The sequence below is a fragment of the Zoogloea sp. GW822-FHT05C07 genome (assembly GCF_058800215.1).
Genome location: NZ_CM179510.1, coordinates 4,047,345 through 4,062,400 on the forward strand (window position 1 = coordinate 4,047,345; position 15,056 = coordinate 4,062,400).

At 68.3% G+C, this 15,056-nt stretch carries 10 protein-coding genes and 1 tRNA gene; 6 read left to right on the plus strand and 5 right to left on the minus strand.

Translation table 11 applies throughout. The features are described from left to right. Positions 1 to 16: 16 nt before the first annotated feature. Positions 17 to 3,580, minus strand: a complete 3,564-nt coding sequence (locus tag AC3QL2_RS18650; RefSeq protein ID WP_493235196.1) for a PAS domain S-box protein — start codon at positions 3,578 to 3,580, stop codon at positions 17 to 19. Between the two features lie 231 nt (positions 3,581 to 3,811). Beyond that, positions 3,812 to 3,886 (minus strand) — tRNA-Val (locus AC3QL2_RS18655). 146 nt (positions 3,887 to 4,032) lie between these two features. Between AC3QL2_RS18655 and AC3QL2_RS18660 the strand changes: the two genes are divergently transcribed. Further along, entirely contained in the window at positions 4,033 to 4,875 is an 843-nt protein-coding gene (locus tag AC3QL2_RS18660; protein WP_493235195.1) for a tetratricopeptide repeat protein, read from the plus strand. A gap of 128 nt (positions 4,876 to 5,003) precedes the next feature. On the opposite strand, the gene AC3QL2_RS18665 is transcribed toward AC3QL2_RS18660, so the two are convergent. The 3 genes from AC3QL2_RS18665 to AC3QL2_RS18675 all read right to left on the minus strand — a co-directional run bounded on the left by AC3QL2_RS18665 (position 5,004) and on the right by AC3QL2_RS18675 (position 8,170). Continuing rightward, positions 5,004 to 5,882 (minus strand): DMT family transporter, encoded by an 879-nt coding sequence (locus tag AC3QL2_RS18665; protein ID WP_493235194.1) that lies wholly within the window; start codon positions 5,880 to 5,882, stop codon positions 5,004 to 5,006. Between the two features lie 137 nt (positions 5,883 to 6,019). After that, complete coding sequence (locus AC3QL2_RS18670) at positions 6,020 to 7,519, minus strand: NAD(P)H-hydrate dehydratase (protein WP_493235193.1); 1,500 nt, start codon at positions 7,517 to 7,519, stop codon at positions 6,020 to 6,022. An 81-nt stretch (positions 7,520 to 7,600) separates the two neighbouring features. Beyond that, positions 7,601 to 8,170: an NADPH-dependent FMN reductase gene (locus AC3QL2_RS18675; RefSeq protein ID WP_493235192.1), complete on the minus strand. Its 570-nt coding sequence runs from the start codon at positions 8,168 to 8,170 to the stop codon at positions 7,601 to 7,603. A 221-nt stretch (positions 8,171 to 8,391) separates the two neighbouring features. Between AC3QL2_RS18675 and urtA the strand changes: the two genes are divergently transcribed. The 5 genes from urtA to urtE all read left to right on the plus strand — a co-directional run bounded on the left by urtA (position 8,392) and on the right by urtE (position 14,165). After that, entirely contained in the window at positions 8,392 to 9,651 is a 1,260-nt protein-coding gene (gene urtA / locus AC3QL2_RS18680) for an urea ABC transporter substrate-binding protein (RefSeq protein ID WP_493235191.1), read from the plus strand. Between the two features lie 132 nt (positions 9,652 to 9,783). Continuing rightward, complete coding sequence (gene urtB / locus AC3QL2_RS18685) at positions 9,784 to 11,385, plus strand: urea ABC transporter permease subunit UrtB (RefSeq protein ID WP_493235190.1); 1,602 nt, start codon at positions 9,784 to 9,786, stop codon at positions 11,383 to 11,385. Between the two features lie 30 nt (positions 11,386 to 11,415). After that, positions 11,416 to 12,615, plus strand: coding sequence for an urea ABC transporter permease subunit UrtC (gene urtC / locus AC3QL2_RS18690; protein ID WP_493240280.1), 1,200 nt, complete (start codon positions 11,416 to 11,418; stop codon positions 12,613 to 12,615). Positions 12,616 to 12,617: 2 nt separating this feature from the next. Beyond that, the gene (urtD, locus tag AC3QL2_RS18695; RefSeq protein WP_493235188.1) at positions 12,618 to 13,469 is read left to right on the plus strand and encodes an urea ABC transporter ATP-binding protein UrtD; all 852 of its coding nucleotides are present in this window, start codon (positions 12,618 to 12,620) and stop codon (positions 13,467 to 13,469) included. A 3-nt stretch (positions 13,470 to 13,472) separates the two neighbouring features. Next, positions 13,473 to 14,165, plus strand: a complete 693-nt coding sequence (gene urtE, locus AC3QL2_RS18700) for an urea ABC transporter ATP-binding subunit UrtE (RefSeq protein ID WP_493235187.1) — start codon at positions 13,473 to 13,475, stop codon at positions 14,163 to 14,165. Positions 14,166 to 15,056 lie beyond the last annotated feature (891 nt).

The window sequence follows — 15,056 nt, forward strand, 5'->3', positions numbered from 1 at the left end:
GGGCCGGGGCCGGCTCTCAGCCGGTCTGGCCCGGTCCGCCGGACGGCAGCGGAATGGATTCGTACAGGTGGACCGCGTTGCGCCCGGACATCTTGGCGCGGTACATCGCGATGTCGGCGGACTTCAGGATCTCGTTCTGGCTGACGCCCAGGCCGTGGAACAGGGCTACGCCGATGCTCGACGAGCAGCGGTGCTCGACGCTGCCCGCGCCGTCGCCGTCCTGCAGCGCCAGCTGGTAGGGGCGGGCCAGGGACTGGCGGATCTTCTCGGCGACGGCCAGGGCTTCGAGGCGGGATACGTCCTGGTCGGCGTCCAGGCCGCCGAGGACGACGACGAACTCGTCGCCCCCCAGGCGGGCCACGGTGTCCACCGCCCGCACGCTGCGGCTCAGGCGGTGCGCCACCTCGATCAGCAGCAGGTCGCCGACGGCGTGCCCATGCTCGTCGTTGAGGGGTTTGAAATTGTCCAGGTCGAGGAGGAGCACGGCGCCGTATTCACCGCTGCGCTTGCTGGCGGCCTGGGCGAGGGCCAGGCGGTCGTGGAGCAGGCGCCGATTGGCGAGCTGGGTCAGGCTGTCGTAGTAGGCGAGCTTGCGGATCTGCTCCTCGATGCGCTTGCGCTCCGAGATGTCGCTATGCACCACCACGGCGCCACGGCGGCCGCCGCCGAGGGGCGTCACGGTCATCGTGAACCAGCGTTCCTGCTGGGGCGTGTGGCAGGGGTATTCCTGGCTGAAGGTCGGCAGGCGGCCGTCGAGCACGCTGCGGATGCCGTTGTGGGCCATGTTGGCGGTGCTGTCGGCCGGGGCGCCGGGGGCGCAGTTGCAGACATCGAGGTAGCTGGTGCCGATGCCGGTGTTGGGTTCGCTGCGGCCTGCCTGGCGGCCGTTCTGGGTGGAGAACTGGCGCCATGCTTCATTGACCATCACGATGATGCCGGCGTGGTCGAGCACGGCGATCTCGTTGGGGACCGAGTCGAGGATGTCCTGCATGAACACCCGGCTCTCGCGCAGCGCGTCCTCGGCCTCCTTGCGCTCGGTGATGTCGATGAAGAAGTGGAGGGTGGCGGCCCGCTCGTTCCAGTGGATGCCGGCCCGGCCCACGTCGAACCAGCGGGCCCCCCGGTGGCGCGTGAGAATGCGGATCGAGTGGCGCTCGTCGGGCGTGTTGCCGGGGCTGTCTCCGCTGTCGAGGCGGAAGATCCGGGCCTCGTCCGCGGTGACGACGAAGTCCCCGAAGGGGCGGGTCTGCAGCGCCTTCTCGCTGTAACCGAGCTGACGGGACAGGGCCGGGTTGCAGAAGCGGATGAAGCCGTCCTGCACCACGCAGATGCCTTCGGCGCTGGCGTCGATGAGCAGGCGGTAGCGCTCCTCGCTTTCTCGCAGGCGGGCCTCGGCCTGGCTCTTCTCGATGGCGATGCTGGCCAGGCGGGCCATTTGTTCGATCAGCGCGATGTCGGCGCCGCCCGGTGAATGGGCTGTGCGGTGGTAGATCGCCAGCGTGCCGAGGATGCGGTGGAATGAGGAGCGGATCGGCTGGGACCAGCAGGCCCCCAGTTCGGCCCGCGCCGCCAGGTCCAGGTAGGGCGCCCAGTAGGGATGGCTGGCGATGTCATCGACGATGACGCGTTCGCCGGTGAAGGCGGAGGTGCCGCAGGAGCCGACTCCGATACCGATCTCCAGGCCGTCGCAGGCGGCGTTGAAGAAATCCGGCAGGCTCGGGCCGATGCCCTTGTGGAAGCGCCGCCCCTCGCTGTCGAGCAACTGGATGCCGCAGCGCACGCCTGGGTGCAGTCGTTCGACGCCGGTGACCATGACGGTCAGGATCTGTTGCAGCGCCGCGCCGCCGGCCAGCATCTCGAGGATCTGGCCGCGCAGCCGTTCGTGGTCCTCGGTCTCCTTGCGCTGGCTGATGTCGGCGATGACGCCGATCACGCCACCGTCGCCGGCCTTGTCGAAGGGCCGGCAACTGAGGTGCCCCCAGAACACGCTGCCGTCGGCGCGCTGGTACTGGCGGTCGAAATCCACCGCCGGGATTTCGTTGGTGAGAATGGCCCGGACCCGCTGGCGGGCGGGCTCCCGTTCGGTGGGCAGCACAAGGTCGGCGTAGTCGCTGCCCACCAGGCTATCCATCGGCCGCTGGAACATCTCGGCCATGCGCCGGTTGGCCAGCGCGATGTGTCCATGGCGGTCCACCAGGAAGATCGCCACGAAGGAGGTGTCGAGGATCTGCTGCAGCAAGGCCTGCCGGTCGGCGAGCTTGTCGTTGGCCACGGCAAGGGCCTGGGTGCGCTCGGCGACGCAGGATTCGAGCAGCCTTTCGGTCTGGCCGGCGGTTTCGAGGGCGCGGGTCTTCTCGGCCAGCAGACTCCCGTAGGTGTGGCGGACCTCCTGCAGCAGGGCGCTGCAGGCCAGCAGTGCGAACAGCACGAACAGCCCGCTGCGCAGCGACAGCAGTTGTGGGGAGGCCGGGACGAGGCCGAGCGCCGGCAAGGCGCCACCCAGCAGCGCGCACAGGTAGAGGAACAGCGCGAGCGCCAGCACGCTGTCGGCACGGCTGCGGGAGGCGCTGACACGGCGGAGCTGCAGCGCCAGCGCCGCGATGGCGGCGCCCAGGTTGAGCAGCAGCGCGATGCGGATCAGCGGGCCGTAGCGGTCCATCAGCAGGCTCAGCGGAATCAGTACGCAGTAGGCGGTGGCCAGCATGTAGAGACGATCCAGCCAGCGCGGCGCGCTGACGCGGATCACGAACTCCCGCAGCGCCCACAGCATGCTGGCGATGGCCAGCGATGCCAGCAGGCCGATGCTGGCATCGCCCCACTGGGGATGTTCGCGCCACAGGGACGCGGCCAGGAAGCCCTGGGAGTCGGCCACGTAGAGCCCGTTGAGGAGCAGTGCGACGCTCAGCGCCAGGTAGGGCCGGCTGTGATTGATGGCAACCATCGCCAGCATGAACAGCAGGGCGATGGACAGTGCGCCGAAGTACAGTCCCCACAGCAGCCCGCCGCTTTCGGCGTCCTCGATGAAGGCGTCCGGCGAGCGCAGCCGGGCGATCAGGTACGGTGCGCTGCTCGTTTCGACACGGACGAAGACCGGGCCATGCGGCGCATGATCCGGCGTCAGCTGGAAGGCGAACAGGCGGTGGGCGAGCTCCCGTGTTCCGTAGGGCAGGTGGTCGCCGGCCTGGCGCATGCGCCAGCCGTCGGCATGCTTCTCGTAGAGCTGAACGGAATCGAGCACTGCCGGCTGCAGTTCGAGCCACCAGGCACCGCCGCCCGGCGGGCGCTCGAAACGCAGCCACACCGTGGAGCGCGTGTAGCTGAGGGCGAGGCCACCGTGCGCCGGTGCGAACGCGCTGTCGGGCAACTGCGCGACTTCGTCGATGGTTCTGCGGCCGGCTTCATCCACGAGCACCCGGTAGGGCAGGTCCGTGCCCAGCTCGAGGCGCGCAGGCCCGCCGTCCGCGCGGCCAAGCGGACAATGGAGCATCAGGCACAAGGCCAGCAGCGCCAGGGCGACACGCACGGCGAGTCGTGCTGCCGACAGCGCCTGATGCGGGGGCGACAGGCGGAGGGAGACCATGGCGGGAGTATCCGACCTTTCCGGCCCCTTGAGCCGGATTAGTCCCTGCTAGGTGTGAGGATATTGGCGCTCGCGCCTTGATCACCGGAGGCCCGGCAGTGATCTATTTTCGGAATCCGGTAGGTGGCGGCGGGCGCAATCATCCGGATGGAGCTGGAGATTCCGGCTGACCGAAGACGCCGGAGGCGTAAACGAAATCAGGCGCCCGAAGGCGCCTGATTTGCTGAATTCTGGTGGGCGGTACTGGGATCGAACCAGTGGCTTCCACCGTGTGAAGGTGGCACTCTACCGCTGAGTTAACCGCCCGGTGAGTTGAGGAGCGCATTATAGGTAGGCCCTAAAGGGTCGTCAAGTACTTTCTGTATTTTCTTCGAAAAAACCTGGGCGACCGGGTTTTTGCCTGCTTCGGGCACAATGGGACGACCCTATTACAACAACAGATGGAGACAACGATGCCCCGACTTTCAGCCGCCTTCTGGCGCTCGCTGCTGGCCCTGTGCCTGTATGCGGCGGCCGGTGCGCAACTGGCCCACGCGGAACTGCTCGACGAGGACGAACTGGCCGAGGTGGTGCGCAAGCCGGCCATCGGCCTCTACAAGGGCTACGCCGAATTCAAGATGGCCCATTACGCGGAAGCCCGCCAGATCTGGCGGGCGCTGGCCGACAAGGGTATGGGCGAGGCCTGGTTCAACCTGGGCATCCTTGCCGAGGATGGGCTCGGCGAGGCGAAGGACGGCGCCGAAGCCCGGCGGCGCTACGAGAAGGCGGCGCTGGCCGGCAGCCGCAATGCGGCGCTGCGGCTGGGGCTGTCCCTGCAGACCAGCCGTCTCGGGGCGCCGGATCCGGCGGGCGCGCGCTACTGGCTGCAGGTGGCGGCGGACCTGGGCGACGACGAGGCGGCGGCGCAGCTCGCGGTGCTCGACGGTCCCGCGGCCCGCCCGGTGAGCGCGGCGGACAAGCGGCTTGCCCAGGCCCGCCGGCTGGAGGCGGATGGCAGTCTGCCCGACGCGCTCAGTGCCTACCGGGCGATCGCCGACGCCGGCGATGCCCGCGGGCTGACCCGCCTGGCCTGGCTGTACGAGGCCGGTCGCGGCGTGCCGCGCAATCTCGACGAGGCGGCGCGCCTGTTCCGCCGGGCCGCCGAGGCCGGCGAGCCGGAAGGGCAGTACGCGCTGTCGGTGATGCTCGACACCGGCGCCGGCCAGGCTCGCAATCCGGACGAGGCCCTGCGCTGGTTGAAGGCTTCCGCCGCCGGCCGCTATCCGCCGGCCGTCGAGGCGCTGAAGGCGCGCTGAAAGGCGCGTTGGGCGGGTCTTTTCAAGGAGCTCCGCAGCGCCGGGGGGCGAATTCCTGTGCCCCTGGTCGGATCAGTGCAGTCCGCGGGCGAAGGCGCCTGCTCCCACAAGCGCCAGCCCGGACGTGCCTAGGCGCTGCTGCGGCGCTGGCCGTCGACGGCGATCAGCACGCCGGCCGTGCCGATGACCAGCATGCCGGCCAGCGCGACGGTGTCGGGCAGGTGCTGGAAGACCAGCCAGCCGAACAGCATGGACCACAGCAGCTGGCCGTAGAGCATCGGCGACAGCAGCGACGCGGGGGCTTCGCGGAAGGCGCGGGTGAGCAGGAAGTGACCGCTGCCGGCGAGCAGGCCCACCAGCGCCATCATCGTGTAATCAGTGCCGGACGGCGTGGGGCCGTGGTCCAGCCACGGGATGACGAGGCTCATCGCGCCGCAGCCGATCAGCGCGGTGTAGAACAGCAGCGTCACCGGGCTCTCGGTGGCCGCCATGCGGCGGGTCAGCAGTTGATACAGCGCATACGCACCGGCCGATACCAGTGCGTAGATCACACCGTCGGTCACCAGGCCGCTGCCCGGCCGGGCGACCATCAGTACGCCGCCGAAGCCGAGCAGCACCGCCAGCCAGCGCAGCGCGCCGATGCGCTCGCCGAGGAAGGGGCGGGCCAGCAGCACGACGATCACCGGCGACGCGAAGATGATCGCCGTGGTTTCGGCCAGCGGCATGCGCTGGAAGGCGGCGACGCCGCCCAGGCTGGTGATCAGCAGCAGCGCCGAGCGCAGCACGTGCTGCATCGGATGGCGGGTGACGAACAGGCGGCTGCGTAGCCGCGGGCCGAGGAAGACCACCATCAGCAACAGGTGCACGGTGTAGCGGGCCCACACCAGCAGCGGCACCGGGAAGCGCTGGCTGAGGTATTTGGTGGATACGTCCAGCGTCGAGAACAGTACGACGGCGAGCAGGGTCAGGCCGATGCCCAGCAGAGGGCGTTGGGGAGGGTGAGTCACGGGTTCGGGTTGCGGTTGGCGGAAACGGCTGGAACGGCATTGGTGTATGCCGGTGCGCCGAGGTTCCGTCGGGATGCTGGGTTGGGTGGTCGGACGGGGGCGAAATAGGGGCGAAATGGGGGTGAAAGGGCGGCGGATCAGGCCCCGCCGCGGACCCAGTCGTTGAAGCAGCGCCTGGCGGCGGGGGCGACTTCGTCGGCGAGCAGGCCGCTGTCCAGGCCCAGCTCCGCGCAGCACGCGTCGCCGGCCAGACCGTGCAGATGTACGCCGGCCAGCAGTGCGTCGCGGGCGTCCCAGCCGCGGGCCAGCAGCGCGGCGAGGATGCCGCTCAGCACGTCGCCCATGCCGGCGGTGGCCATCGCCGGGTTGCCGCTGGTGTTGATCCACCAGGTGCCGTCGGGGCTGGCGACCACGCTGCCGCAGCCCTTCAGCACGACCCACGCACTGAGCTGCGCGGCCAGCCGGACGGCGGCGGCGAGCCGGTCCGCCTGTACGTCGGGTGTCGTGCACGCCAGCAGGCGGGCGGCTTCGGCGGGGTGGGGCGTCAGCAGCGTCGGTGCGCTGCGGCGGGCGACGGCCTGTTGCAGTTCGGTGTCGCGGGCCACCAGGTTGAGGGCATCGGCGTCGAGGACCAGCGGTGTGGCGCGCTGCACCGCGTCGTGTACGAGGGCGCGGGCCGCGTCGGACTGGCCGAGGCCGGGGCCGACCGCGAAGGCGCCGATGGCGGGGTCGGCCAGCAGCTCGGCGGCGGCGCGGAACATCAGCTCCGGGCGCAGGATGTCCACCGCCAGCGCGCCCGGGTCGAGCAGGCCGAGCAGCACCCGGCCGGCGCCCAGGTGGGCGGCCGCCCGCCCGGCCAGCACGGCGGCGCCGACCATGCCCGGCGCACCGCCGATCAGCGCCGCGTCACCGTAGCTGCCCTTGTGGCTGTTGCGCAGGCGCGGCTGCAGGCGGGCTGCGAACAGCGCCGGCGAAATCTCGCGGCCGGGTGCCGGGGCCAGCGCTTCTGCCGCGACGTCGATGGGGGCGAGGTGGACCTCGCCGCACTGGTCGGGCCCGTCCAGCGTCAGCAGGCCGGGTTTGAGGGCGATGAAAGTGAGCGTGTGAGTTGCCGCAAAGCACGGCCCCAGGTGGCGCCCGCTGTCGGCGTCGAGTCCGCTCGGGATGTCCACCGCCAGGCGCGGGCAGGGCTGGGCGTTGAGGGCTTCGATCCAGTCGGCGTAGCGGCCTTCGAGGGGGCGCTGCAGGCCGATGCCGAACAGCGCGTCCACCACCAGTGCCCAGCCTTCCGGCGGAGCGGGCGGCAGCTCTGTGTGGGTCGTGCCGCCGGCGGCCAGCCACGAGGCACGGGCGGCAGCGGCGTCGGCGGGCAGGCGGGCCGGGTCGCCGGCGAAGGCGACTTCGACCCGGCGCCCGACACCCCGCAGCACGCGGGCCATCACGAAACCGTCACCGCCGTTGTTGCCCGGTCCGCAGGCGATCAGCACCGGCCCGGCGCCGGTGGCGAGGCGGGCGGCCAGCATGGCGGCGGCCGCGCCGGCGCGCTCCATCAGCGGGGGTTCGGCGCCGGGGATGGCCAGCGCCTCGATGGCGCGGATACCGGCAACGGGGTAGATCGGGCGGGATGGAGCGAACATGGCGTATGGTGTGCCCGCGCCAGTGCGGCGCCGGGCAATGCGGAATGACTTGCCTCGATTCTAGCCGAGCCCGGCCCGCCGTCAGCCGCCCAGCGCACCGCTGACGATCAGCAGCTTGCCGGCCAGAGTGCGCAGGGTCTTGCTGCGGGCTTCGTCCAGTTGCCCGTCGGCGTCGAAGGCCTGGTCGGCGTGGCTGACCGCCAGGGTTTGCGGCAGCACCAGCACGCCGAGGCCTTCCAGCGAATCGCGCAGATGCTTCAGCCCGCGCATGCCGCCGAGCGCACCGGGCGAGGCGGCGAGCAGCAGCGCGATCTTGTCCCGGTAGGGCACGAGGCCGCTCTCGTCGCCATCGGCGCGGGAGATCCAGTCGAGGGTGTTCTTCAGCAGGGAACTCATCGATGAGTTGTTCTCCGGCGAGGCGATCACCAGCGCGTGGTGTTCCTTGAACAAGGCCTTCAGCTTGCGCGCGGCCGGCGGGATGCCCTCGGCCGCCTCCAGGTCGCCGTTGTAGATCGGCATCGGATAGTCGGCCAGTTCGATCAGCGTGACGTCTCCACCCAGGTCGGTCAGGGCTTGCGCGGCCACCTTGGCCAGCTTGCGATTGAGGGATGCCTGGCGGCTGCTGCCGGCGAAGACGAGGATGCGGGGCATGAAAAACTCCTTCGGGTTTGCGGGATACATGCGTCCGTTATAGGAGGGCATTTGCCGCAGCGCCAGCGTTGGTGGGCTTTTGCGGGTTTTGCCGGGGCGTACGCAGTGACTACGCAGGACCTACGCAATCTGACGTATTCCGGGGATCGGGCGAGCTCCGTAATCTGCGTTCCATTGCTGCACCGCATTAGACAAACCCAACTGATACCAAGGAGTCATCGATGCAAAACCGTCGTTCCTTCCTCAAGGCTGCCGTCATCTCCGCCTCCATCGCCGCGATGGGCGGCATCGCTTCCAGCGCCTACGCGGCCGACACCATCAAGGTCGGCATCCTGCACTCCCTGTCCGGCACGATGGCGATCTCCGAGACCGCCCTCAAGGAAACCGCGCTGATGACCATCGAGGAAATCAACGCCAAGGGCGGCGTGCTCGGCAAGAAGCTCGAGCCGGTCGTCGTCGATCCGGCCTCCGACTGGCCGAAGTTTGCCGAGAAGGCGCGCCAGCTGCTGTCCCAGGACAAGGTCGCGGTGACCTTCGGCTGCTGGACCTCGGTGTCCCGCAAGTCGGTGCTGCCGGTCTACAAGGAACTCAACGGCCTGCTGTTCTACCCGGTGCAGTACGAGGGCGAGGAACTCGAGAAGAACGTCTTCTACACCGGCGCGGCGCCCAACCAGCAGGCCATCCCGGCGGTGGAATACCTGATGAGCAAGGAAGGCGGCTCGGCCAAGCGCTTCGTGCTGCTCGGCACCGATTACGTCTATCCGCGCACCACCAACAAGATCCTGCGCGCCTTCCTCAAGAGCAAGGGCGTCGCCGATGCGGACATCATGGAGGAATACACCCCCTTCGGCCATTCCGATTACCAGACCATCATCGCCAAGATCAAGAAGTTCGCCGGCGAGGGCAAGAAGACCGCGGTGATCTCGACGATCAACGGCGACTCCAACGTGCCTTTCTACAAGGAACTGGGCAACGCCGGCCTGAAGGCCAAGGACGTGCCGGTGGTGGCCTTCTCGGTGGGTGAGGAAGAACTGCGCGGCGTCGATGCCAAGCCGCTGGTCGGCCATCTGGCGGCGTGGAACTACTTCATGTCGGTGAAGAACCCCGACAACGACAAGTTCATCAAGATGTACCGCGACTGGGCCAAGAAGGCCAAGCTGCCGAAGGCCGACACCGTGGTCACCAACGACCCGATGGAAGCCACCTACGTCGGCATCCACATGTGGGCCCAGGCCGTCGAAAAGGCCAAGTCCACCGACACCGACAAGGTTATCGCCGCGATGGGCGGCCAGACCTTCAAGGCCCCGTCCGGCTTCACGCTCAAGATGGACGAGACCAACCACCACCTGCACAAGCCGGTCTTCATCGGCGAGATCAAAGCCGACGGCCAGTTCAACGTGGTGTGGAAGACCAAGGGCCCGATCCGCGCCCAGCCGTGGAGCCCGTATATCCCCGGCAACGAGAGCAAGCAGAAGCTGTAAGAAATCCCCAACCTCCTCAAGAGGGCAGTTGTTGGCCGGCGGTGGGCTCCGGGCCCGGAGCCGGCCATTTTTTCGCCCCGCCACAGCGGGGTGGAAAACCTGTGATTCCGCACTCCGATTTCGGGAGCAAGCATGAAACGACTCATATTCATCCTGAGCCTGGCCCTCGGCCTGAGCGCCGGCGTGGTGCGCGCCGACGTGGCCCCCGAGGTGCTGAAGGGCCTCGCGTCGGAGGATTTCGACGCCAAGCAGGGGGCCGTGGCGGCGCTCGCCGAAGTCGGTGACGCCGACGCGGCGCGCCTGCTCAAGGCGCTCTCCGACGATACGGTGGCGGTGGCCGGCGACAAGCTGGTGATCGTCGCCGGCGACCAGGTGCTGGACGCCGCCAACGGCAAGCGGCTGAAGCCGGCCGCTAGCCCGGACTCCATCAGCCTCAACAACAGCCTGCGCCAGCAGGTGGATGGCGCTCTCGCGGCGCTGCGTCTGCTGTCCACCGACAAGACCGAACGCCTGGCCGCCGCCAAGGCCCTGCTGGCCGACATGGGCGACGGCGCAGCGCTGCTGCCGCTCTTCGACAAGGCCTTGAAGCAGGAGCAGGACGGCGACATCAAGCCGATCCTGGTGCAACTGCAGGCCCAGGCCAGCCTCGCCAGCCCCGACGCCGCGGCCCGCCTGCAGGCCGTGCAGACCCTCGGCCAGTCGTCCAGCCCGGCAGTCAAGGCGCTGCTGCTGCCGCTGATCGAGAAGCAGGGCGATAGCTACGCCGAGCCGGACGAGAAGGTGCGCCTGGCCGCCCAGACCGCGATCAAGGCCATCGATGGCCGCCTGGTGTGGAGCGACATGGCCGGGCAGGTGTTCACCGGCATCTCCCTCGGCTCCATCCTGCTGCTGGCGGCCCTCGGCCTGGCCATCACCTACGGCGTGATGGGCGTCATCAACATGGCCCACGGCGAGCTGCTGATGGTCGGCGCCTATTCCGCCTACGCGATGCAGGCCCTGTTCCGCAGCCGCTTTCCGGATTTCGTCGATTACTACGTGGTCGCCGCGGTGCCGGTGGCCTTCTTCGTCGCCGCGGCGGTGGGCATGCTGATGGAGCGCACGGTGATCCGCCACCTCTACGGCCGTCCGCTGGAAACCCTGCTCGCCACCTGGGGCCTGTCCCTGGTGCTGATTCAGGCGGCGCGCCTGCTGTTCGGCGCGCAGAACGTGGAGGTGGCCAACCCGGCCTGGATGTCCGGCGGCGTGCAGCTGGCCGAGAACCTGTCCCTGCCGTGGAACCGCCTGGTCATCGTGGCCTTCTCGGGTTTCGTGCTGCTGGTGGTGTGGCTGCTGATGAACAAGACCCGCCTCGGCATGTTCGTCCGCGCCGTCACGCAGAACCGCCCGATGGCCGGCTGCGTCGGCGTGCCGACGGCGCGCATCGACACCCTGGCCTTCGGCATCGGCTCCGGCATCGCCGGCCTCGGCGGCGTCGCGCTGTCGCAGATCGCCAACGTCGGGCCGGACATGGGCCAGGGCTACATCGTCGATTCCTTCATGGTCGTCGTGCTCGGCGGCGTCGGCCAGCTGGCCGGCGCGGTGTGGGCGGCGCTGGGCCTCGGCGTGGTCACCAAGTTCCTCGAAGGCTGGGCCGGGGCGGTCATCGCCAAGATCCTGGTGCTGGTCTTCATCATCATCTTCATCCAGAAGCGACCTCAGGGGCTGTTCGCCCTCAAGGGCCGGTTCGTCGACTGAGCGGGGGACGCCATGCGCACACCTGTAAGCGTGAAACTTGTTGCCGGCCTCGGTCCGCGGGGCTGGCTGGCGGTGGCGGCGGTCTTCGTTGCGGCCTGGGTGCTGGTGCCCCTGGCCCACCTGATGCTGCCCGAGGGCCATCCGCTGCACATCTCCACCTACGCCATCACCCTGATCGGCAAGATCCTGTGCTACGCCGTGGTGGCGGTGGCGATGGACCTGATCTGGGGCTTCGGCGGCATCCTGTCCCTCGGCCACGGGCTGTTCTTCGCCCTCGGCGGCTACAGCTTCGGTATGTACCTGATGCGCCAGATCGGCCGCGACGGCAGCTACGGCGCCGACATCCCGGACTTCATGGTCTTCCTCGACTGGAAGGAGCTGCCCTGGTACTGGTCCGGCACCGACAGCTTCCTGTGGTGCCTGCTGCTGGCGGTGGCGGTGCCCGGCGCGATCGCCTGGATCTTCGGCTACTTCGCGTTCCGCTCGCGCATCAAGGGGGTGTATTTCTCGATCATCACCCAGGCCATGACCTACGCCGCGATGCTGTTCTTCTTCCGCAACGAGACCGGCTTCGGCGGCAACAACGGCTTCACCGACTTCAAGCGCATCCTCGGCTACTCGATCACCGCGCCGGAGACCCGCGTGGTGCTGTTCGGCCTGTCGGTGACGCTGCTGCTCGGCACGCTGATCCTCGGCAAGGCGCTCATCGCCTCCAAGTTCGGCCGCGTCCTCACCGCCATCCGCGACGCCGAGAACCGCGTCATGTTCATCGGCTACAACCCGCTGCACTACAAGCTCTTCATCTGGACCGTGTCGGCCATGCTGTGCGGCCTGGCCGGGGCGCTCTACGTGCCGCAGGTAGGCATCATCAACCCGTCGGAAATGTCCGTCGCCAACTCCATCGAGATCGCCATCTGGGTGGCGGTGGGTGGGCGCGGCACGCTGGTCGGGCCGATCTTCGGGGCCGGCATCGTCAATCTGTCGAAAACCTGGTTCACCACCAGCTTCCCCGAATACTGGCTGTTCTTCCTCGGCCTGCTGTTCATCCTGGTGACCCTCTATCTGCCCGAAGGCGTGGCCGGCCTGTGGGCCAAGATCAAGGCTCGCCGGGCCGAGAAGGCCGCCATTGCGGCGGCCCGCGCCGAAGCCGCGGCGGTGCCGGCCGTGCCGCGCACTCCGGTCGCCCCCGACTCCAAGATCCCCAACGGCACCGCAGCCAAAGGAGCCTGACGATGCGCGTCGAATCCTCCATCTCCCGCAACGCCCCCGCCGACGGCCAGAAGGAAGGCTGGGACGGCGCCGCCAGCACTAGCCACGTGCTGACGCCGGGTGCGCTCGACCTGTCCCACAAGGTCATGCTCTACCTGGACGACATCACGGTCAGCTTCGACGGCTTTCGCGCCCTCAACAAGCTGTCCCTGCAGATCGACGCCGGCGAGCTGCGCTGCATCATCGGCCCCAACGGGGCGGGCAAGACCACGATGATGGACGTCATCACCGGCAAGACCCGGCCCGACGCCGGCAAGGCCTTCTTCGGCCAGACCATCGACCTGACCCGCCTCACCGAGCCGCAGATCGCCCACGCCGGCATCGGCCGCAAGTTCCAGAAGCCGACCATCTTCGAGCACCACACCGTGTTCGAAAACCTGGAGCTGGCCCTCAAGACCGACAAGCGGGTCAAGAAGAGCCTCTTCGCGCGGCTGTTCGGCGACGACCTGGACAAGATCGCCGACACCCTGCGCCTGATCCGCCTCGACGACCAGGCCGACCGGCCCGCCGGACTGCTGTCCCACGGCCAGAAGCAGTGGCTGGAGATCGGCATGCTGCTGGTGCAGGACCCCAAGCTGCTGCTCCTCGACGAGCCCGTCGCCGGCATGACCGACGACGAGACCGAGCGCACCGCCGAGCTGTTCGTCAGCCTCAAGGGCAAGCACTCGCTGGTCGTCGTCGAACACGACATGGCCTTCGTCGAAGCCCTCGGCGGCAAGGTCACCGTACTGTGCGAAGGCTCGGTGCTGGCGGAGGGCGATCTCGCCACCGTCCAGGCCGATCCCCGCGTCATCGAAGTCTATCTGGGGCGCTGAACCATGCTGACCGTCACCAACCTCAACCAGTACTACGGCGGCTCCCACATCCTGCGCAACCTCAGCTTCGAGGTGCCGATGGGCAAGGTCACCACCCTGCTCGGGCGCAACGGGGTGGGCAAGACCACGCTGCTCAAGACCCTGATGGGCCTGGTGCCCGCCGCCACCGGCAGCATCGCCCTCGACGGCGCCGACATCACCAAGGCCCCCAGCTATGGCCGCGTGCGCGCCGGCATCGGCTACGTACCCCAGGGCCGCGAGATCTTCCCGCGCCTGACGGTGGAGGAGAACCTGCTGATGGGCCTCGCCACCCGGCCCGCCAGTGCCGAGGTGCCGAGCCGCATCTTCGAGATGTTCCCGGTGCTCAGGCAGATGATGCGCCGGCGTGGCGGCGACCTCTCCGGCGGCCAGCAGCAACAGCTCGCCATCGGCCGCGCGCTGGCCCCGGGGCCCAAGCTGCTGATCCTCGACGAACCCACCGAGGGCATCCAGCCGTCCATCATCAAGGACATCGAGCGCGCGATCCGGGCGCTGGCCGAAACCGGCGAGATGGCGATCCTGCTGGTCGAGCAGTACTACGACTTCGCGCGCTCGCTGGCGGATCACTATCTGCTGATGGAGCGGGGGGAGATCATCAGTGCGGGGAGGGGGGAGGAGATGGAGGCCAACAAGGTGAGGGAGATGCTGTCGGTTTAGGGGGAGTGCCCTTGCCGGACGCTCTTGTGCGTGGTCGCCTGCTTGTTGCGCGGCAGTGGAAGGCAATCATCCGATGACGGATGGTTACCATCCGTTTTTCGGTGATTGAGCTCGAAAGTTCGGATTGCGAGCTGCGATGTTCGAGCTCCGAGCTCGAAGTTTCGGCCGAAATGCTCGAAGTTTCGAGTTCGGAGGTCGAAACTTCGGTCTTTAAGGTCGAAGTTTCGGTGATTGAGCCCGAAGTTTCGGGGGGCGGGGTCGAAGTTTCGAGCTCTGAGGCCGAAAGTTGGAAAGTAAGTTTCCGTTTTCGTGGTTTTGGGATTGCTCTTGGCGAGAGGAGCCCTTGCTGGGCTGCTTTCCGGTTTATTGGCTTGGATTGGCCGGGACTCGCCCCGGCGGGCGACCTTCTTCTTTGCGTCGCCAAAGAAGAAGGCAAGAAAGGCGACCCGTGCCTCACCGGTCGTCCGCTGTGCGGACGACTTCCCTGCGCTGCTCGCAGCAGGCGGCCGTCGCGGAACTCGTCGGCTGCGCCTCCTCAGACAGCCGCGCCGGACATCCCCGCCTGCCGCTGTGCTGCTCGGCGGTTCGGGACGGGCTTTGGGGAAGCGCCGAGCGTTTCCTGAAACTGCTAGGTGGCTTGGCTGGCGTGTCTGGTTGATGGGCACTGGCCGTCGAGCACCTGCCTTTCCTTTCCCCCTCTGACGCGCCGAGTGGAGGGTGGGACGGGCGGACACGGGCTGCGCATGTTTGAGCCCGCAGGGCGAGTTTGCGCAGACCCCGCCCGGCACGCCCGGAGCTCGGGCACCCCCGCAGGGGGCGCGGCAGCGGGGCACGTTTCTTTGCATCCTTTCTTGTCGTGTGACAAGAAAGGATGTCGCCCGCCGGGGCGAG